Raw genomic sequence first — 19,301 nt, 5'->3', positions numbered from 1 at the left:
GCCGGGCGCTACAAGTTGGCCAGGTCGTCGGGCACGTCGACCTTGTGTTCCAGCAGCGCCTCGAGCGGCACCACCTCGAGGGTGCGTTCGTGGGTGGACGCCAACACCACCGGAGCGGCGCAGCCATCATGGTGGGCCCGCAGCCAGTTCAGGGCGGTGACGCACCAGCGGTCACCGGGCAACAACCCCGGAAACCGGTACTCGGGCACCGGCGTCAGCAGGTCATTGCCGATCGAACGCTGGTGCTCCAGGAACTCCGCGCTGACGACGACGCAGATGGTATGCCTGCCAACGTCCTCCGGCCCGCTCGAACAGCAGCCGTCACGATAGAAGCCGGTGAGGGGTTCGGTGCCGCACGGTTCCAGCGGGCCGCCCAGCACGTTGAGATCAGCCACCCGCCTAGTATCGCGCCGACGGCGCCAAGTTTCGAGCAACTTGGGGCAAGTTTGCCAACTGTGGCTGCGGGGCCTATGCCTGAGCCATCCCGTACCGCGACAACGGGTTGTTCAGCACCTCCGCGGCCACACTCGCGTCGACATCGCTGTACATGCGGGCGATCTCGGCGAGCGCCTCGCCGGTCCGCGTCAGTTCCTGTTGGGCGGCCTCGTGCAGGGCCAGCATCTGGACGGCTTCGCGCGCGAACGACGCCGCCGCCTGCATCGAGACCTCTTCCCCGCCGGCGGGCACCAGCGAGGTCAACGGCTGGGCCGAAGCGCCGGCCTCGAGGCCGAAGTTCGCGTTGTCGACGAGGCGGGCAGCAATGTCGCCCACGACGGGGTCGAATGACATGGTCTGCATGGGCGCACCTCTTCCTAGCGCTCGTCCCGCGATTGCTGCTTCGGTGGATAGTAGCAGTAGGTCATAGTATGCGTCTACAAAACATGCATTTCGAAACTATGCGCTTAGGACGGCGCTGTGCTTGGGCCCGAGCGTGCGCAGATGTGATGCCGCGCCGCGCTGATCGGCATTCTGTGCACGCACGCCGCGGCCCGGTCCGCCCGGCCGGCCAGGGCGCTCAAAGTTGCATGATATTGCGGGTCAGGCCGTGAATTTGGGGACTCTGGGGAGTCCCAGGCGTCACGAGAAAGTCGGCATATGGCGTAGTGCCCCACCCCGGCACATGATTGGCGGGGCCCGGCTTCTGCTCGCAGAGCGTGCGCTCAGTTGGGAGGTCCTACGCCGCCTCGGGCAAAGCGTTCCCGAACACGACGCGCGAGACGTTGGCCGGCGACAGCGCGTTGGTCACCTTGCTCGCGAAGTCGTTGGGCAACGACAGCCGGAAGACCTTCTTCCACGCCGAGGCGATCTGTCTCGGCAACGGGCCGCTGGTGTACTTGAGTCCGTAACGCTCGAAGAGGTCCTGCACCTTCGGCGCGATCTCCTGGTAGCGGTTGCTGGGCAGATCGGGGAACAGGTGGTGCTCGATCTGAAAGGACAGGTTTCCGGTCATGAAGTGCATCAGCGGGCTGCCGCTGATGTTGGCCGAGCCGAGCATCTGGCGCAGGTACCACTCGCCGCGCGTCTCGCCGTCGATGGATTCCTTCTCGTAGGTTTCGACGCCGTCGGGGAAGTGACCGCACATGATCACCGAGTGCGTCCACAGGTTGCGCGCCAGGTCGGCGGTCAGGTTGGCGGTGATGGTGGTGAACGCCGACAGACCCGACAGCAGCGGGTACAGCACGTAGTCCTTGCGCACCTGCCGCCCGATCTTGGCGAACGCCGCTCGGGCCTGGCGCCAGAACAGCTCCTTGTCAGCCTCGCCCTTGAGGTAGGGGCCGATTTCCAGGTCGTAGACGGCGATGCCGTACTCGAAGATGCAAGCGTTGACGAAGTTGGTCAGCGGCTGGGCCAGGTACGCCGGGTGCCAGTCCTGATCCTCGTCGACCCGCATGATGCGGAAGCCGAGGTCCTGGTCCTTACCCAGCACGTTCGTGAAGTTGTGATGCAACTCGTTGTGGGAGTGCTTCCACATGTCCGACGGGCACGCATGGTCCCACTCCCAGGTGGTGGAGTGGATCTTGGGATCGCGCATCCAGTCCCATTGACCGTGCATGACGTTGTGGCCGATCTCCATGTTCTCGATGATCTTCGAGATCGACAGCCCCGTGGTGCCCGCGATCCAGGCTGGCGGAAACAGCGAAAACAGCAGCAGGGCACGACTGCTGAGTTCGAGCTTGCGCTGGGTGTCGATGACCTTTCGGATGTAGGCGGCGTCACTCGCACCCCGGCTGGCAATCACGTCAGCGCGGATGGCGTCGAGTTCGACGCCGATGTCCTCGATGTCCCGGGAACTCAGGTGCGCCGTCGGATCGTCATGTTTGCGTTGGATAGCCGTCATCTTGAGTTGTCTTCCCCCCACTACGGTCGTTCAAAGCTTGTGAAGAATCACAATTCGATTTCGCATTCGGCGGCGGCCGCTGAGATGCAGGTCTGAACCTGGACGCCGTCCCCCACGGCGGCGGTGGTGATGTCACCTGTGCGCAGGTCACGGACGCTGCCGCGCCGCAATGGCGCGACGCAGCCGAAGCAAATGCCCATTCGGCAGCCCGAGGGCATCAGCACGCCGGCGGCTTCGCCGGCATCGAGCAGGGTCTGCGAACCTTCGGCGACGACGACGGTCCCGCTCTTGGTGAAACTGACGCTGCCGCCGTCGCCGGTCACGTGGACGGACGGACGGAACCGCTCGGTGTGCAGGCGTTCCGCGATGCCGTCGCCCTGCCAGCGACGCTCGATGGCATCGAGCAGCCCGATCGGTCCGCAGGCCCACGTCTCGCGTTCGGCAATGTCGTCGACGATGTCGTCGAGGCGCGCGACATCCAGCATTCCGTCGACGTCGGTGTGCCGCTCCACCAACCGGATTCGGCCCCGCTGCGCCAGCGCGCGCAGCTCGTCGCCGAAGATCACATCGGCGGCCGTCGGCGCGCTGTGCACCAGAACGACGTCGACATCCCCGTCGTGGTCGGCCAGGTTGCGCAACATGCCCATGACCGGAGTGATGCCGCTGCCGGCGGTGAGGAACAGGATCTTTGCCGGTGGTTGCGCGCCGAAGGTGAACTCGCCGGTGGGCTGGTCGAGGTGAACGAGGGTTCCGATACTGGCCTCGCGGACGAGGTGGTTGCTGACGACGCCGTCCGGGATCGCCTTGACGGTGATCGTGATACACCCGTCGACCCGGCTGTTCTCCGAGGTCAGCGAGTAGGCTCGCCAGCGCCGTATGCCGTCGACGTCGATACCGATGCGGATGTACTGGCCCGGGACATGAGGAAGCCAGCCGCGACCGGTCTTGATGACGACGGTGACGGCGTCGCGGGTTTCGGGGTTGATGTCGACGATGCGACCACGCAGGCTCGAGCGCAGCGGGTCGACAACGTCGAGGTAATCGGCCGGGACCAGCGGAGTGGTGAGCGTTTCGGCCAGCTTCAGAATGCCCTCACGCAGCGCAGCGACGAGCGTCGGACGGGGCGCAGTCGTCGTCATTACTCAACATTGCCGAAGTTGTCGGATAAACTCTTACTCGTACGGCGTGGAAGCCAGACTTCAAATTGTTCGTGGGGGACAAATTTTGCCCGAGCTGGGGGCGCGATTCACAGGACTCGACCTATCCGAGGACGTGGTCGCCGCGTTGCAGGCCGTCCTGCCGGGAATGGCCGAGCGCACGGTCGCCGCGGTGACCCTGGAAGTTCCCAGCTATGCCGACGCGTTCAGCGGGCGGATGGGCCAGACCATCGAGAACGCGGTGCAAATGGCGCTCGGCGCATTCATGCATCTGGCGGTGGGCGCGCACGACTCGGATCCGGCCCCGACGCTGTCGCCCACCCTCGACGGCGCCTACGAGCTGGGGCGCGGCGAGGCCCGCCAGGGCCGGTCGATGGATGCGCTGCTGGCGGCGTACCGGGTGGGGGCGCGCGTCGCGTGGCGGGAATTGTCCGCGACCGCGGTTGCCGCCGAGATGGCCGCCGAGACGGTGGCGCGCTTCGCCGAGCTGGTGTTCGCCTTCATCGACCAACTGTCCGCCGCCAGTGTCGCGGGACACGCGGACGAACTGGCGACCACCGGTCGAGTGCGACAACGCTATCTGGAAAGGCTGGCCAGGCAGTTGCTGGTCGGTGAACCCCCGGAGATGTTGCTGTTCAGCGCGGACCGGGCCGGTTGGCGGACTCCCGAGACCCTGACCGCCGTGCTGCTCGCCGAGACGCAAACCCGCGGCTTGGCGGAACGTTTCGGCCAATCGACGTTGCTGCTCACCGAGGACATCCCGGGGATGGAAATCCCTGAGCCGTTGGCGGTGCTGCTGGTCCCCGACCTGGACGGCCGCCACCGCGGCCAGCTGCGGTCCGCGTTGCTCGGTCGCCGCGCGGTGGTGGGGCCGGCGCGGCCGTGGATGCAGGTCGAGTCGTCCTATCGGCGCGCGCTGCGCGCCCACGAGTTGATGGCCGACGACGTCGAGGTGGTCGATACCGACGAACACCTGGTCCAGCTGGTCCTGACCGCCGACCGCGAAGCCGCCGAGGACCTGCGTCGAAAGGTCCTTGCGCCGCTGACGGGCCTGCGGCCCAACACCGCGGAACGGCTGGCCGAGACGCTGCGCTCTTGGCTTTTGCACCGCGGGCAGCGCGACGCCGTCGCGAACGACCTCTACGTGCACGCGCAAACGGTCCGCTATCGCATGGGCCAGCTGCGTGAGCTGTACGGCGACAGCCTCAACGACCCGCAGACGATCCTCGAACTGACCGTGGCGCTGGGAATCCGGCCCATCACTTCTTGACGGTCGCGCAGCTTTGCTATTAGTTCACCGTGTTCGACCACGCCGACCCGCGGCAGCACGCTAAGTTCTTTGCCGTGATAGTCACCGGAGCCTTTTTGGCCGAAGCAGCTGCGACGGTCGATAACAAACTCAACGTCCAGGGCGGCGTCCTCTCCCGATTCACCGTCGGGCCCGACCGGTGGGCCCGCTTTGTGTTGGTGGTGCTGACGCGTTCCGATACCGAAAATTCAGACCGGCGGGTCGACATCGAGATCATGCCGCCGACGCTCGACGAGGCGCAGCATCTGCGGTTCGAGGTGCCGGAAGCCTCCCTCGGCGAGTTCCCCGGATTCGCCTTCTTCGAGGTCAACGTGAACCTGCCGTTCGACGGCCGCTGGACGCTCGCGGTGAACGGTGGCGGCGACGCGGTTTCGCTTCCGCTGGTGGTCAGCAGTTGGGAAGCCCCACCGTCGTCTCCGACGTCGTTCGGGATCTGAACGCGAGCGGCTACAGGGCCGGCAACACCCTGTCGGTGAGTAGTTGGACCGACTTCCACGCCTCGTCGACGGGCATGCCGCCGACCAGGGGATGCAGCACGATCGGCCCGTAGTCGTCCGCCCCACGGACTTCGGCGACGAGCTGGTCGGGAGTCAGGAAGCGGTATCGCCCCGACACCTTGACCTCGTCCAGCGTCCGCACGCCGGGCAGATGCATCAAAGACCTTTCGTCGCTTGACCATCCGCCGTAGGTGACGGCCTCCCAGAGGATGTGCTCGCCGAGCTCCGCCCATGCCCGATCGGGATCCTCGTGCAGATAGATCATTCCGCGATTGGTCGCGCCGGGCATGATCACCAGCGGCTTGACGCCCGCCTCGGAGCACAGTTCGCGATAGTAGGCGGCGACGTCGGGCAGGTGATCGGCCAGGCTGAGTGGCAGCCCGAACCGGGCCGCGCGGCGCGCCGTGACTCGGGCGCCGCCACCGACGAACAGCGGCGGATGCGGCTTCGACCACGTTCCGGTGCAGACGCCCGACTCGTCGCCTGCCCATACCGCCAGCATCCGCTCGACAAGGCTGTCCATGATGCGGCCCCGCTGGCTGAAATCCGCTCCTAGGGCGTCGTATTCGACCGTGCGGTAGCCCAGGCCGACGGTGGTGAGCAGCCGGCCGCGGCTCATGTTGTCGACGAGGGCGATGTCTTCGGCCAGCCGGACCGGATTCCACAGCGGGCCCAGCGCGCAGTCCAGGCTGGCAATGATTTTTGAGGTGCGGGCCAGGAACATGGCGGCGGCCATGATCGGATTGCAGCTCCAACCATGCCCGGTCGCGTGATGCTCGTCGACGCTCACGGACGTGATGCCGTGGGACTCGCCCCACTCGGCCAGTTCCAGTGCGGCGTTCAGCAACTCGCTCTGCTTACGCGGGTTTCCCTGGGGGGACGCGAAGTTGAACCGCAGCACCGTGATCGGCATGTCACGCCCCGTCGGCCATGGACTGGACGAACGCGGCGAAGTCGGGGAACAGCGCCCGGTCCACTATCTCGATGCGGGTGCCGGATGCGTCGACGAAGTAGGCGAACAGCGAGAACTCGTCTTCGCCGACGGCGGAGGTCATTTCGAAGGTGAAGCCATTGCGCTCCAACAGCTTGGCGGTGGCGGCGAGGTCGTCGGTGAAGTAACCGACGTGGTGGACGGCGTTGCCCGGCGCGGCCGACCACGGTGTGCCGGGCACCTCCTGGACAAGTTCGATGTGCGGGCTCTGCACGGAGTAGACGATGGTGGATGTGAGTTCGCGGACCCCGTCGGTGGTGCGGAACGGCAGCGTATAGCTGAGCGGTTTGATCCACTGGTAGCCAGCGAGGGAGCTCAGCCGCGCCTTCGCGGCGTCCAGGTCGGGCACCACGATGCCCGTGTGGTAGAGGTCCTGGGGTCGCAACGTCATGAGTTCCTCTTTATCTGCTGTGTGAGCCAAGCACTTTCCCAGAAGTTCGCGCTGTCGGCCAACAGGACTTCATGGGCGGCCCTGAGCACCTCGCGCGCGCCCGGGTGATCGTCGGGAACCAGTTCCGCGAGGTGGATGGCGTGCAGTGGGCGGCCCGCCTCAAGGTGAACCCGCGCCCGATCCACCAGTGCGTCGGCGCCCGCCAGTTCGACCACGTCGGCGCCGACGGCATCGAAACCCACCGGATACAGCTCCGTCGTCGACTGATGGTGGAACCAACCGGAATAGTTCTCCCAGATGGCGCGCACGTCCCACGCCACCTTTCCATATCCTTGCCCCACTTCGTATTCCGCGGGCAGGGTGATCTCGCGCATGAGTGTCCGCACGTCCTTGCCGGCGTTCATGCCGTCGACGGTCTGGTCATGGACGTGCTGGATCGCATCGCGTAGCCGGGTCAGCTCGGCGCCGATGCGGTCCGCACCAGCGATGGGTTCGAAGTGTCCGGTGACCAGCAGTTCGGGCCGCAGCTCACGCACCCGCTCGACGGATGCGATGGCGGTCAGCGCATCCCGGTACCGATCGCCGCGCATGGTGACCAGGTTGGGAATATGCCCGAAAACCGGACCGAACGTGTTACCGCACAGACATATTCGTTCATCGGGCAGCCAGATCACCAGTGAGTCGCTGGTCTCCCCGCCGGGCACGGAGATCAGCTCCAGCCGTCGCCCACCGACGTCCAGGGTCAGTGTGTCCTCGAAGTCGAGATCCACGACGGGCACGCTCTGCGCGGGCAGTCTTTTGGTGCCCAACCGGCGTTGGATGGCCCCGATGCCCGACGCCAGGGTGTCCTTGAAGGCGAACGCGCTGCGGTTGGCCCGGTACGGGATGAGGCGCTCGTTGTCGTCGCGCCAGAGGGTCCAGTTCGCCTGCGCGACAACGGTTGTGTCGCGGCCGCGCACACTGTCCAGGCCTCCGACGTGGTCGACGTGGCCCTGGGTGAAGATGATATAGCGCACCGGAGAGGCGTCGACGGCGTCGAAGTTGGCCCGGTGCACCGGGCCCTCGAAGCCCATGCCGGTGTTGACGATGACGCGGCCGTCGGCGGTGGTCAGCAGGTAGGAGTTCGACAGTCCCGGCGAGCACCACAGGCCGGGGGCGATCTGCTCGGCGCGTTCGGCCGACGCGGGTCGCATGGCGTCGGCGCCCGGACGGCTGCGATAGACGGGTTCGGACATCGCTGACATCTCCTTCATTCGGGGCGGACGTCGAACCTGTCGAAATAGAAGCCGAATCGGTCACGGAGTTGGTCGGCCGAGACACCGAAGTGCCGCTGCAGGTCGTAGCGGAGCCGGCCGTGTTTGCCCCGCGGATTACCGTCCAGGTACTGCTGGAATCGGGCACGCAACTTTGGTGTCAGCTCGGCGTCACCGCGCTGGTAAAGCTGTTCAAGCAAGGGGATTTCGTTGCCGTTGAGGTGGTGGAAGCCGATGTCGATGCTGCGTTCGGCCGGCACCAGATCGCGGTCGCGCACGCACGCGCTCAGCAGTCGGTGCACGCGGTCGGTCCAATATTCCAGCAGCCAATCCGGATCGATACTGTTGCGGCGCAGCCGGTCCGAATACGCCATCATGGTGATCGCCGACTGGATCACCGCCGCCGGGTCGCGGTGGGTGAAAGCCACTGTCGCGTCGGGGAAGATTGCCATCAACGGACCGAGCTGCTCGCAGTGCTGCGGGCTCTTGAGCACCCAGGTTCGCGGACCACGCAGGAACGTCAACGCCTGCAGCACTTTTCTCATGTAGGCGTAGTGCCGATGCTGGTCGAGCCCCAAATAGTAGTCCCGCCAGCCAGGCACTCGGGCATGCCATTCCAGGACGTAGCTGGCCAGGCCGAGGTCGAGCAGTTCGACCTCCTCCTCGATCGCCTCGGGGAACCGATCGTGCATGGCGGCGACCAGCGGGGCGCTGGCCATCAGGGCTTCGTGCTCGGCCTTGGCCCGCGCGTAGCGCGGATCCACGCCGAAGATGTCCGGGCCCATCCCGAGCGCCGGGATCGGATCCTGGCTCTCCCAGTAGGGCAGCGCGCGCCGGCCCGGGTCGGCGGCGATGAGGTTCACCAGGTGCGTGGTTCCGGAGCGCGGCATCCCGACGACGATCAGGGGCTTCTCGATCGGGATCGACTCGATCTCGGGATACCGCTTGACGAGGTCGGTCAACGACAACCGGTTGCGCAGCAGGCGAACGACCCGTTGCCGCAACGACGAACGGGTGAGCTCGGTCAGCCCCTCGTCGCCGTCGATGGCTTCCACGTGCGTGGTCAGTCGCTCGCCGAAGCCGTCGGTGTCGTCGAGGTCGGCGACCCCCGCCTGCTCGACGGCCTCGGCGAGCAGCTGTCCGGCGTCGAGGTCGACGTGCCGGGCTTCGGTGTATTTCAGTATCTGGCGTTGGATGTCGGTCAGCCTGGGCGATGTCAGATCGTCGAAGTCGATGTCGCCGATGTCGGGACTCGCTGAACTCACGCGACCTCCTCGACGCGCCGTTGCCAATATGACACCGACGGTAGACGCGGGCGGGACGCGTCGTGAACCCGCCCCGCCCGGCCGGTACCCTGCACCGGGAATAGCCCGCTAACCTCGGCAGAAAGGCGATCCTGTGCTCGTCGTCACCACCAATGACCTTCCCGGTTGGGAGATCCAGCGCGTATGCGGCGAGGTCTTCGGGCTCACCGTCCGATCGCGAAACGCCTTCTCCCAGATGGGTGCCAGCTTCAAGTCCATGTTCGGCGGGGAGTTGCAGGGCATGACGAAGAACCTGGCCGAGAGCCGCAACGAGGCGATGAACCGGCTGTTCGCCGAGGCGCGCGCAAAGGGCGGCAACGCGATCATCGCGATGCGCTTCGACACCACCGAGATCGGCGAGGTGTGGACCGAGATCTGCGCGTACGGCACCGCGGTGATGGCCGTGCCGGTCTCCGACGGCGCGCGCTATACCGCCTCCCAACTGGGCTACGGCGGCGGCGCCCCACAGCAGCCCCCGCAACCACAGCAGCCGCCGCAACCACAGCAGCCGTATGGCGCGCGATGACTTCGGATGACTGCTGCATAGCGGCACCGGCCGTGCCTACCATCGCCGCATAAGCCAGCGGAAGAAGGGACTGCCATGGCCGACGCGACGCGGGTGAACACGGGCAAACTGCAGGCCGGCAGCGAACATGTCTTCGCGGCGATGTCCAACGCCTCGATGAACTTCGCCGGCCACGAGGCGGAGCTGGACTCGGCCGCGACGGGCTGGGTGGGTGCCTCCCGGCAAGCGCTGGGCGAGGTGGCGAACCGCTGGCAGGCCCAGCATTCGACGCACCAGGCCCGGGTCAACGGGCTAGGGAACGGCGTGGTGCACGCGGGACGGTCCTACGACGCCGTCGAGCAGGCGTCGTCGCACTCGCTGCAGACCTAGCGTCGGCTGCCCAGCATGGAACCGCTGACCCCCGACGACGTGCGGGCATGGGACGTCGCGGCGATTCACAGCGCGTTCGACGTCGCCACGGACCGGGGCAAGACCCTGCATCGGCTCGGCGAGAATCTCCGCGCGGTCGAGGACAACCTGTCGGATTGGCACGGCGCGGGCGGTGAGGCGTTCCGTCAGGACCTGGGCAAGGTTCGCGCCGACCTCGACGAGCACGGGCAGGAATCCGCGCGGGTGGCCGCGGCGATCTCGCGGGCCGAGAAGGACATCGGCGCGGTGAAGACGGCGTTGCGCGACATCGACGACACCGCGCGCGCCAACGGCTGGAAGGTGACGTCCGACTGGAAGGTCGACATCGGCAACACCGGCGCCGGACGCGGAAACGACCCCGCTTTCATCAACGCGGTCAAGACCCTGCAGCAGCAACTGGACACCGTCAAGGCTCAGGCTCAAACCGCCGACCAGGAATTGGCCACCGCGCTGCGCGCCGCCGTCGGCGACGTCAAGCTCGATGCCTTCGGATTCCCCGAAGACACTCCGCAGCCGGCCCCCGACACCGTGCCGGGCCCGAAGCCCAACGACCCGCCCTACGAGACCGGTCTGGACCCGACGCTCGCCGGTGACCCGAGCGACCAGCCGCCGATGCGCGTCAGCCCCGGCTCGTCGGACCAAGTGCGGCTCGTCGACAACCCCCCGGGATACGACGGGCCCGCGGGCCCCGAGCGCGACGCCGCGTGGCTGAAGTACCTGACACAGAGCGACGGGACGGCGGCCGGCGCCGTCAATCCCGCGACCCTGGTCCTGCCCAACCCCGAGGCCGTGTCCGACCCTCGGCTGAAGACCGTCGGGGCGGCCGCCAAACAGCAAGGCGTGTCCTACGCATGGGGCGGCGGCCACGACCCGAAGGCGCCGGGGGTGTCGGTCGGTCACCGCAACGACACCGAGGACGAGTCGTGGACCTACAACGACCAGAACCGCACCGGGTTCGACTGCTCGGGTCTGGCCCGGTTCGCCACCGTGGAAGGTAGCGGCGTCAACATCGGCTCGGGCAACACCGTGTCCCAGGAACGAGAGCTGCAAGAGCTCGGCGCGACAATAGTTCCGAACTCGGCGCTGCAGCCTGGGGACCTCATTTACTATGGGCCGCCGGGCGACTCGACCCACGTGGCAGTGTATGCGGGTAATGGATTGATGATCCAGGCCGAGGGCTCGGGCGTGCCCGTCGAGGTCAGCCCGTTGCGTCTGGGCCAAAATCGCAACTATCACGTAGGTGGCTGATGGTCGAGAAATTCGCTGCGGCGGTCGTGGCCTGTTGCGCGGTCCTCATGTCGGCTTGCCTGCCGTTGCGGGTCAACGCGGACCCCGGACCTTCCGCGGACTCGTTGATCGTCAGCCTCGACGAGGTGCGCCGCATCGCCGACGCCCCGGACCTGAACTCGAGGGACCGGCTCGACGTGCGCCAGCCGCGCAGCATGCATCAATACGACTCCCAGTACCCGAGTCAATGCCAGGCCGCCTACAACCAGGACGTCGCCTTCGGCAGCGACTGGAAGCAATTCCGGTCGGTCGGTTACATCGGGGCCAGCAATGCCGGTGTGACCCAGGCCGTCGGCGTCTACGCGGATCCCGAGGCGGCCCGCGCCGCGTTCGACCGCGTCGCGGCAGCCCTGACCGCATGCGCCGCGCAGAACGTACCGAACTACAGATTCACCGTGCGCCAACCGGATCCGACGACGATCCAGCGGTGCGCCGAGAACCAGTGCTTCGACGCCTATCGCGTGAAGTCGTCGGTGCTGATCGACGTATCCGTCGCCCACTTCCCGCGCACGGCCGAGCAGATCGCGAATACCGTCCTGCAGACCATCTCGGATCGGATCTGACGCGCGCTTAGTGCGATCATGTAGGTCCTGCCGCCGACCTGTACGGGGTGACCATGACCGATGCCGAGGGCGCCAACTCCGAGCTGAGCGCGAAGCGAGACCAGTGGCTGCAGTGGGCGCACAAACAGATCGGCGGCGACGAGGCGCGAGTCAAGACCGCCGCCGAGGCGGCTCTGCGCGCGGCGCTGGGCGGCGCCTCCAGCCAGGAAGCCGCGGCGGCGGGCAGAGCCGCCGTCGGCCTCAGCGGCGGCGAACCGGTTGGCCCGCCCGCCACCAGGCCGTCCGGCGGCGCCCCGGCACCATCCGGCGCCGGAACCGCCCCGGCGCCGGCACGCCGACCCTGGTATCGCAAGCCGGCCGTCCTGCTCGCGGTGGCCGTGATCGTCGTCGTCCTGGCTGGGCTGGTGGTTTGGGGCATCACGTCGCACATGTCCGGTCCCGGTGCGCCGGCGACCTCCACCGTCGCGCCGAGCAGCACGACCAAGCAGACGACGAAGCGCACCCGGAAGCCTTCGACCAGCCCCTCGGAGTCGGCGGGCCCGAACGCGATCACCATCCCGGTTCCGCCGCTGTCGCCTTGACGCTGTTGAACTTTCGCGGTTTTGGCGCACGCCGGTACGCCACCACGTAAGCTCCCACTCGTTATTACAAGCGGCCCTAGATAAAGGGCTGTTCGGGGCTGGGGGTCAGGGTGATTCGTGTTGTCTTAGGGGCGCTTGCCGGTGTCGGCGTCGCTGCCGTGGTGAGTGTGGCCGTCGCACCGTCCGCGGTCGCCGGACCGCCGTACCCGAACTGTTCGGCGGCCCACGCCGACGGCCGCTACGACATCCCCAAGGGGGATCCGGCCTACTCGCCAAAGCTTGACCGCGACCACGACGGCATCGCCTGCGAGTCGCACTGAATACGTTAAGTCACAAGGAGATAACAATTTCCGACCTGAAGTGGGTGAGACCTCCGGTAGCGCCGCGGCGCGAAATCATGGAGTTGTGGTGAACCGTCGTACTGCCTTCAAGATTCCGCTGCTGCTGGCGGTCGGCACGGCGCTGGCCCACATGCCTCGGGTCTCGGCGGAAGAAGCGCGCTGGTCGGCGGACCGGGTCAACCGTTGGTATCAGGCGCAGGGCTGGCTCGTCGGCGCCAACTTCGTCACCTCGACCGCGATCAACCAGCTCGAGATGTTCCAGACGGACACCTTCGACGCCCGCCGCATCGACGGCGAGTTGGGCGTGGCCCGCGTGCACGGCGTGAACGCTGTGCGGGTGTTCCTGCACGACCAGCTGTGGGCGCAGGACAGCCAAGGATTCCAGCGCCGCCTGGCGCAGTTCGTCGGCATCGCCGCGCGCCACGGCATCAAACCCCTGTTCGTCCTGTTCGATTCCTGCTGGGACCCGCTGCCCAGGCCAGGGCGGCAGCGCGCCCCGCGGCCGGGGGTGCACAACTCCGGTTGGGTGCAGAGCCCGGGCGCCGAGCACCTGGACGACCGCAACTACCGGGGCGTGCTGCAGCAGTACGTCACTGGGGTACTGGGCCAATTCCGCAACGACGACCGGGTGCTCGGTTGGGACCTGTGGAACGAACCCGACAACCCCGCGAAGGTGTACCGCAGCGTCGAACGGAAAGACAAGATCGAGCGGGTGGCGGAGCTACTGCCGCAGGTGTTCCAGTGGGCGCGTTCGGTCAGTCCGGGCCAACCACTGACGAGCGGCGTCTGGGACGGCCCCTGGGCGGACCCGGGGAGCCGCAGCGAAATCGCGAACATCCAGCTGAACAACTCCGACGTGATCACCTTCCACAGCTATGCCCCGCCGGGCGAGTTCGAGGGCCGGATCGCCGAACTTGCACCGCTGGGACGGCCGATCATGTGCACCGAGTACATGGCCCGGTCGCAGGGCAGCACAGTGGAGGGGATCTTGCCGGTTGCCAAGCGCCACAACGTCGGCGCGTTCAACTGGGGTCTGGTGGCCGGCAAGACACAGACCTACTTTCCGTGGGATTCGTGGGACCACCCGTACCCGGTAGTCCCGAAAGTCTGGTTCCACGACCTGCTGCTGCCCGACGGGCGCCCCTACCGCGACAGCGAAATGCAGGCGATGCGCACGCTGACTGGCAACGCGTTGTTCGCACAGGATCGAGGCGGCGTCCGGTAACGGGCTTTGTCACGCAGCTCTGGCAAGGCCCAGCAGGTCGTCCCAGTCGACGGCGAATTCCGACACGGCTGCGAGCGAGGCGGCCGAAGCCGCGGGCAGGAACGGGTTGAGTACAGGCGGGATGATCTGGTTGCCGGTGACGCCGGTCAGCCGGACGAAGATCTGCGCGGGGATGTTGAGTGACTGGTAGACGCCGGCGCCGACCCAGGAGACCGGTGCCTGCAGGAAGTCGGGCATCGACTCGACGAAGCTGTTGATCGGGTCGTACACCAGGTACGGAATCGTGGCCGCGATCGTGCGGGAGTTGAGGCTCAGCTGGGTCGCGATACTCGGGTAGCCCTGTGCGGCGAAATCGGCGCTGAGCACGCTGAATAGGTTGCCGCCGGGATTGACGTAGGTGGCGTCGAAGACGGGGGCCGTCAGGGGCGCACCCTGCATGTAATTGAACGGCGCAATACCGAACTGATTCATGATCGTCGGCGTCGTATCGACGATTTGCCACGAGTTGTTGATCCACCCGTCATGCGCATCGGTGTAGGCCTGATCCCACATGAAGAATGTCTGTGTCTCGAGCGGGGATTGGAAACCGTGGCCACGGCCGAACTGGTCTGGTCCGATATGACCATGGTCGGTGACCACGAGCACGTCCCATTGCTCGCCGTGGTTGTTGGGATTGGCCTCCCAGTCGGCGACCGCTCCCAACACACCGGGATCGTGTACAACCTGCTTCCCGAGAATGGAGTCCATGGTCCGAAGGGCCTGCGCGTACTGCGGCGAATCGCCGCCGTAGGCGTGACCCATCTCGTCGACGCCCACGTAGTAGGAGAAGATGAGATTCCCTTTGTCCGGGTCGGCGGCCATGATCGCCGTCCGGGTTTGCTCGCCGACCGCGCGTTGCGACGCTTCCCAGTAGGTGTCGTTCGCGGCATGCGGCACGAACTGAATGTGGTCGGCGGGGTGCGACCCGGCGCCGGCGATGTCGGTGATGACGGGCCAGTTGGCGATGACCGTGGTGTTGACGTTATCGCCATAAACGGCCTCGAGCTGGTTGTACACCGTCGGCCAGTTGTCGTACGTCCAGGGCGTGAACACGTTGTTGGTCACGCCGGCCGTCTCGCTCCACACCCCGGTCTGAATGGTCGTCCAGGAGGGGTTGGAGACGGTGGTATGGCCGATGATCGTCGACGCGGAGGTGACGCTCTGGCCCATCAGCAGGTGGAAGTTCGGGGTGCCGTCGGGGTCGGCCAGGATTCTGCTCAGATTCGTGCCGTCGGTTCCGATCAACAGGAAGTTCTCGTCAGGCGCGCCCGCGACCAGCGCGAGGGCCTCTTCCTGGGAACTCACCATCAACAGGTTGCCCTGACCGAATCCGCCAGTGCCGCTAGCACCCGCGACGCCGAACGGGGACAGCGCGCTGCCGCCGACTCCGCCTCTGCCGTACGTGATGGTGCCGGCCCCGCCGTTGCCGCCGGCGCCGCCGTCGCCCAGCAGCAACCCGCCCGTGCCGCCGGCGCCACCGACCCCGCGTCCGAGACCGCCGGCGCCGCCGATACCACCGTTACCGATCAGCCCCGCATTGCCGCCGGCTCCGCCCGCCCGACCGTAGGCGCCCGACCCGCCCGCGCCGCCGTTGCCCCACAGGATCCCGCCGTCCCCACCGGCCTGCCCGGTGCCGGCCGCGCCGTCGGCCCCGTTGCCGATCAACGGGCGCCCCAAGAGCGCGTTCGTGGGCGCGTTGAGTACACCCAGCACGTTGTCGGCGGCGGTTTGCAACGGCGAGACGTTCGCGGCTTCGGTGCTGGCGTAGGACTCCTGCGCGATGCTCAGCAACTCCGCGAACCTGGCCTGCGCCTGCGTCAGCCTCGTGCCTATCGACTGATACGCCTCGCCATAACCCCCGAACAATCTCGCGATCACCACCGACACCTCGTCACCCGCGGCGGCAGACAACCGGGTGGTTGGCAATGCCGCGGCCACATTGGCTCGCGCGAGTGCGGTTTCGATGTTCGACACGTCCGCTACGGCGGTCGCGATCTGCTCAACTCCGGCGATGACAAACGACATGACGAACGTCCCCTCACTCGATGACGGCGTGGGTCAAATGTGGTGCAGACCTTAGAACATCGGCGTGCCGTCCGAGACGGCTTTGGGCAACCTCAAGTCGGATTCATGTAGTCAGGGCGCCGAGCCCGTTGTGGCGCCGAAACTCAACCGTCGCAATCGCTTCCGGACCGCGGTCCGGGAGTCGCGTGGCTCGCGTGGCTCGCGTGGGCCGCGAGCGTAACCGCACTGCGAAATCGGGGAGCCCGAAACGGCAGCCGGGTTACGCTCGCGCGTACAGCTATGGCGGTGGCGGAGGGATTTGAACCCTCGGACGGTTTTAGCCGTCACACGCTTTCGAGGCGTGCTCCTTAGGCCGCTCGGACACGCCACCGCGGAGCAGCTTACCGAACGTCACCGCCCTCAACCCAATCGCTGGCGGGCGAAGAACGCTTCCAGCGGCGCAGCACACTCGGCAGCCAGCACGCCGCCACGCACTTCCGGGCGATGGTTGAGCCGGCGATCACGCACCACGTCCCACAGCGACCCGACCGCGCCGGTCTTGGGTTCCCACGCGCCGAACACCAGCCGCCCGACGCGGGCGAGCACCAGCGCCCCCGCGCACATGGTGCACGGTTCGACGGTGACGGCCAGCGTGGCCCCCTCCAGCCGCCACCCGTCGCCCAGGACCAAAGCCGCCGCCCGCAGCGCCAGGATCTCGGCGTGCGCGGTCGGATCGCTTAGGGCTTCGCGGGCGTTCACGGCCCGGGCCAGCTCGGATCCGTCGGCGCCGAACACCACCGCGCCGATCGGAACGTCGCGCGGGCCAGCTGTCGCGGCAGCCGACAGCGCCGCGCGGATCAGGTCTTCGTCAAAAGCGGTCACCGACCCGGCCTGATGGCGGCGACCCGCTGCGCCCGGCTCCGCCGCGCTTGCGGTCACCGACCGAGGCGGTCGATCACCGCCGACAGCTGGTCGGCAAAGCCCATCTCCCGGGCGATGCGGCCCAGCTGCTCGTCCGCGTACAGGTCGGTCTCGTCGAGGATGACGCCCAGCACGGACTCGGACAGGCCGATGTCCGACAGCAACCCCAGATCGCCTTCCTCGAACGGGTCGACGTCCTCGAGGTCCTCGGGGTCGATGTCGGCGTCCAGGTTGTCCAGGACTTCGGCGGCGATGTCATAGTCCAGCGCGGCGGTGGCGTCCGACAGCAGCAGCCGGGTTCCCGACGGCGCCGGGCGCAGGATGACGAAGAACTCGTCGTCGACATCGAGAAGGCCGAAGACCGCGCCCGAGCTGCGGAGCTCGCGCAGCTCCGTCTCGGCGGCGGCCAGACTCGTCAGTGAATTCGCCGCCATCGCCGAACAGCGCCACTGGCCCTCTTCGCGTACGACGGCAACGCCGTAGCCGTCCGGTGTGTCCGACGACGGGCCTGTTGCTGAAGCCCGTTGTGCTCCCATGGGCGCCTACGCTAGTCGCTGGCCAGGTCCCTGACCAGATGAGCCGCCGCACCTGACAGCGGCGCCGCGGGCCAGCTGTGCCAACCTTGAAGGATGGCTCGCCCCGTTTTCCAGACGCCGGTGTGTGTTCTCGGACTTGGGCTGATCGGCGGTTCGATTATGCGGGCGGCGGCCGCCTCCGGCCGCGACGTGTTCGGCTACAACCGGTCCGTGGAGGGCATGCAGGGCGCCCGCTCCGACGGCTACGACGCCACCACCGAGCTGAGCGAAGCGCTGGGCCGCGCGGCCGAGACCGAGGCGCTGATCGTGCTGGCCGTTCCCATGCCCGCGCTGCCGACCATGCTGTCGCACATCAGCGAATCCGCGCCCGACTGCCCGCTGACCGACGTCACCAGTGTGAAGTGCGCCGTGCTCGACGAGGTCGCCGCGGCCGGGCTGCAGGCGCGGTTCGTCGGCGGTCATCCGATGACGGGCACCGCCCACTCGGGCTGGGCGGCGGGCCACGGCGGGCTGTTCACCAGGGCGCCGTGGGTCCTCAGCGTCGACGACCACGTCGACCCGACGGTGTGGTCGATGGTCATGGCGCTGGCGCTGGACTGCGGCGCGGTGGTGGTGCCGGCAAAGTCCGACGAGCACGACGCGGCGGCGGCCGCGATCTCCCACCTGCCACATTTGCTCGCCGAGGCGCTGGCCGTCACCGCCGCCGAGGTGCCGCTCGCCTTCGCGCTGGCCGCGGGGTCCTTCCGGGATGCCACCCGGGTGGCGGGCACGGCGCCGGACCTGGTGCGGGCGATGTGCGAAGGCAACTCGACCGAGCTGCTGCGGTCGGCGGATCAGGTCATCGAGCGGCTGAGCCGCGCGCGCGACTCGCTGGCCTCGCACAACTCCGTTCAGGAGCTCGTCGAGGCGGGCCACGCCGCACGAACCCGCTACGACAGCTTCCCGCGCTTCGACATCCTTACGACCGCCATCGGCGCCGAGAATTGGCGTCAGGAGCTCGCCGCCGCCGGCCGGGCGGGCGGGGTGATCAGATCCGCTCTGCCAAGCCTGGATAGTCCGCGATGAACCCGTCGGCGTCGACGCGCACGGTGGTGTCGGCGACCGGCGACCGCAGCTTGATGCCATCCAGCCGTCCCTCGCTGGTGTAGCTGACGGTGGCCGCGTCGACGGTCATCTGGGGCACGTTGACGTAGACCATCGGCAACACGAGCGTGTCCGCCCGCTCGTGCAGGCCCAGGCGGCGGATCGGCAGCGCGTTGAAGAAGGGGCTGAACACCACGTCGACGTCCAGCGCCCCGTTGTAGCTGGCCCGCCGCTCACCCTGGTGGTCGGTGATCAACCACATGTTTTCCTCGTCACGCGAGATGGCGAGCTGACGCTCCCGCTCGGACAGGGTGACGGTCAGCCCGAACCGCTTGGTCGCGCCGGTCTCGTCGGTCTGCAGCTCGTAGTAGGCGCCGAACGCCGGGTTGCCGTCGGTGGCGGCCGCCACGATGCGGCCGTTGGCACGGATTCGCTTGCCGGACAACTGCACTCGTACCGATTCCATGCGCGAGACGTCCTGTGCGCGCCAGGTCAACATCGCCGGCCAGACGCGCGGAGTCGAATCAGAAGAGGCTGCGTTCACTCC

At 67.3% G+C, this 19,301-nt stretch carries 22 protein-coding genes and 1 tRNA gene; 10 read left to right on the top strand and 13 right to left on the bottom strand.

Going from position 1 to position 19,301, the window contains the following annotated elements; translation table 11 throughout:
- Positions 1-8: 8 nt before the first annotated feature.
- From AC5Y5V_RS16130 to AC5Y5V_RS16115, 4 genes are all read right to left on the bottom strand, one after another.
- Positions 9-395, bottom strand: a complete 387-nt coding sequence (locus tag AC5Y5V_RS16130; RefSeq protein ID WP_499937079.1) for a DUF2237 family protein — start codon at positions 393-395, stop codon at positions 9-11.
- Between the two features lie 73 nt (positions 396-468).
- Positions 469-798 (bottom strand): PE family protein, encoded by a 330-nt coding sequence (locus AC5Y5V_RS16125; RefSeq protein ID WP_499937077.1) that lies wholly within the window; start codon positions 796-798, stop codon positions 469-471.
- 376 nt (positions 799-1,174) lie between these two features.
- Positions 1,175-2,338, bottom strand: coding sequence for a fatty acid desaturase family protein (locus AC5Y5V_RS16120; protein WP_499937073.1), 1,164 nt, complete (start codon positions 2,336-2,338; stop codon positions 1,175-1,177).
- Positions 2,339-2,385: 47 nt separating this feature from the next.
- Positions 2,386-3,477 (bottom strand): ferredoxin reductase, encoded by a 1,092-nt coding sequence (locus AC5Y5V_RS16115; protein ID WP_499937070.1) that lies wholly within the window; start codon positions 3,475-3,477, stop codon positions 2,386-2,388.
- Between the two features lie 85 nt (positions 3,478-3,562).
- On the opposite strand from AC5Y5V_RS16115, the gene AC5Y5V_RS16110 reads away from it, so the two are divergent.
- Together AC5Y5V_RS16110 and AC5Y5V_RS16105 are read left to right on the top strand one after the other, a co-directional pair.
- Positions 3,563-4,765: a PucR family transcriptional regulator gene (locus AC5Y5V_RS16110; RefSeq protein ID WP_499937065.1), complete on the top strand. Its 1,203-nt coding sequence runs from the start codon at positions 3,563-3,565 to the stop codon at positions 4,763-4,765.
- 74 nt (positions 4,766-4,839) lie between these two features.
- Positions 4,840-5,241 (top strand): hypothetical protein, encoded by a 402-nt coding sequence (locus AC5Y5V_RS16105; protein WP_499937062.1) that lies wholly within the window; start codon positions 4,840-4,842, stop codon positions 5,239-5,241.
- A 10-nt stretch (positions 5,242-5,251) separates the two neighbouring features.
- Here AC5Y5V_RS16105 and AC5Y5V_RS16100 read toward each other — a convergent pair whose 3' ends face one another.
- From AC5Y5V_RS16100 to AC5Y5V_RS16085, 4 genes are read right to left on the bottom strand one after another with little or no spacing between them, the layout of a single operon-like run.
- Positions 5,252-6,214 (bottom strand): LLM class flavin-dependent oxidoreductase, encoded by a 963-nt coding sequence (locus tag AC5Y5V_RS16100; protein WP_499937057.1) that lies wholly within the window; start codon positions 6,212-6,214, stop codon positions 5,252-5,254.
- A 1-nt stretch (position 6,215) separates the two neighbouring features.
- Complete coding sequence (locus AC5Y5V_RS16095) at positions 6,216-6,683, bottom strand: VOC family protein (RefSeq protein WP_499937055.1); 468 nt, start codon at positions 6,681-6,683, stop codon at positions 6,216-6,218.
- The gene (locus tag AC5Y5V_RS16090; RefSeq protein ID WP_499937052.1) at positions 6,680-7,918 is read right to left on the bottom strand and encodes an MBL fold metallo-hydrolase; all 1,239 of its coding nucleotides are present in this window, start codon (positions 7,916-7,918) and stop codon (positions 6,680-6,682) included. Before AC5Y5V_RS16090 ends, AC5Y5V_RS16095 begins: the two co-directional genes overlap by 4 nt.
- A gap of 14 nt (positions 7,919-7,932) precedes the next feature.
- Positions 7,933-9,201, bottom strand: coding sequence for a sulfotransferase family protein (locus AC5Y5V_RS16085; protein WP_499937049.1), 1,269 nt, complete (start codon positions 9,199-9,201; stop codon positions 7,933-7,935).
- A gap of 133 nt (positions 9,202-9,334) precedes the next feature.
- On the opposite strand from AC5Y5V_RS16085, the gene AC5Y5V_RS16080 reads away from it, so the two are divergent.
- The 7 genes from AC5Y5V_RS16080 to AC5Y5V_RS16050 all read left to right on the top strand — a co-directional run bounded on the left by AC5Y5V_RS16080 (position 9,335) and on the right by AC5Y5V_RS16050 (position 14,171).
- Positions 9,335-9,766 carry a YbjQ family protein gene (locus tag AC5Y5V_RS16080; RefSeq protein ID WP_499937044.1) on the top strand — a complete coding sequence of 144 codons (432 nt, stop codon included), beginning with the start codon at positions 9,335-9,337 and terminating at the stop codon, positions 9,764-9,766.
- Positions 9,767-9,841: 75 nt separating this feature from the next.
- Complete coding sequence (locus AC5Y5V_RS16075; RefSeq protein ID WP_499937040.1) at positions 9,842-10,135, top strand: WXG100 family type VII secretion target; 294 nt, start codon at positions 9,842-9,844, stop codon at positions 10,133-10,135.
- Positions 10,136-10,150: 15 nt separating this feature from the next.
- A complete protein-coding gene (locus AC5Y5V_RS16070; protein ID WP_499937037.1) occupies positions 10,151-11,422 on the top strand; it encodes a C40 family peptidase in 1,272 nt (423 codons plus the stop codon).
- The gene (locus AC5Y5V_RS16065; RefSeq protein ID WP_499937035.1) at positions 11,422-12,024 is read left to right on the top strand and encodes a sensor domain-containing protein; all 603 of its coding nucleotides are present in this window, start codon (positions 11,422-11,424) and stop codon (positions 12,022-12,024) included. The genes AC5Y5V_RS16070 and AC5Y5V_RS16065 overlap by 1 nt, the downstream gene beginning before the upstream one ends.
- Before the next feature lie 53 nt (positions 12,025-12,077).
- Complete coding sequence (locus AC5Y5V_RS16060; RefSeq protein WP_499937033.1) at positions 12,078-12,605, top strand: hypothetical protein; 528 nt, start codon at positions 12,078-12,080, stop codon at positions 12,603-12,605.
- A 98-nt stretch (positions 12,606-12,703) separates the two neighbouring features.
- Positions 12,704-12,925: an excalibur calcium-binding domain-containing protein gene (locus tag AC5Y5V_RS16055; protein WP_499937376.1), complete on the top strand. Its 222-nt coding sequence runs from the start codon at positions 12,704-12,706 to the stop codon at positions 12,923-12,925.
- Between the two features lie 88 nt (positions 12,926-13,013).
- Positions 13,014-14,171, top strand: a complete 1,158-nt coding sequence (locus AC5Y5V_RS16050; protein ID WP_499937030.1) for a glycoside hydrolase 5 family protein — start codon at positions 13,014-13,016, stop codon at positions 14,169-14,171.
- A gap of 9 nt (positions 14,172-14,180) precedes the next feature.
- Here the strand turns inward: AC5Y5V_RS16050 and AC5Y5V_RS16045 are convergent, their stop codons facing one another.
- The 4 genes from AC5Y5V_RS16045 to AC5Y5V_RS16030 form a co-directional block, all read right to left on the bottom strand.
- Positions 14,181-16,235: a PE domain-containing protein gene (locus tag AC5Y5V_RS16045; protein WP_499937028.1), complete on the bottom strand. Its 2,055-nt coding sequence runs from the start codon at positions 16,233-16,235 to the stop codon at positions 14,181-14,183.
- Positions 16,236-16,515: 280 nt separating this feature from the next.
- A tRNA-Ser gene (locus tag AC5Y5V_RS16040) sits at positions 16,516-16,605 on the bottom strand.
- Positions 16,606-16,634: 29 nt separating this feature from the next.
- Positions 16,635-17,096, bottom strand: a complete 462-nt coding sequence (locus AC5Y5V_RS16035) for a nucleoside deaminase (protein ID WP_499937025.1) — start codon at positions 17,094-17,096, stop codon at positions 16,635-16,637.
- Between the two features lie 53 nt (positions 17,097-17,149).
- A complete protein-coding gene (locus tag AC5Y5V_RS16030) occupies positions 17,150-17,671 on the bottom strand; it encodes a tRNA adenosine deaminase-associated protein (protein WP_499937022.1) in 522 nt (173 codons plus the stop codon).
- Between the two features lie 120 nt (positions 17,672-17,791).
- Here AC5Y5V_RS16030 and AC5Y5V_RS16025 point away from each other — a divergent pair, with 120 nt between their 5' ends.
- The gene (locus AC5Y5V_RS16025) at positions 17,792-18,736 is read left to right on the top strand and encodes a prephenate dehydrogenase (RefSeq protein ID WP_499937374.1); all 945 of its coding nucleotides are present in this window, start codon (positions 17,792-17,794) and stop codon (positions 18,734-18,736) included.
- Here AC5Y5V_RS16025 and AC5Y5V_RS16020 read toward each other — a convergent pair.
- Positions 18,699-19,298: a putative glycolipid-binding domain-containing protein gene (locus tag AC5Y5V_RS16020; RefSeq protein ID WP_499937020.1), complete on the bottom strand. Its 600-nt coding sequence runs from the start codon at positions 19,296-19,298 to the stop codon at positions 18,699-18,701. The genes AC5Y5V_RS16025 and AC5Y5V_RS16020 overlap by 38 nt on opposite strands.
- Between the last annotated feature and the right edge of the window lie 3 nt (positions 19,299-19,301).

The sequence above is a fragment of the Mycobacterium sp. NGS68 genome (assembly GCF_059812195.1).
The sequence above is the reverse complement of the archived record's forward strand: the minus strand, read 5'-3'. Positions and strand labels throughout refer to the sequence as shown.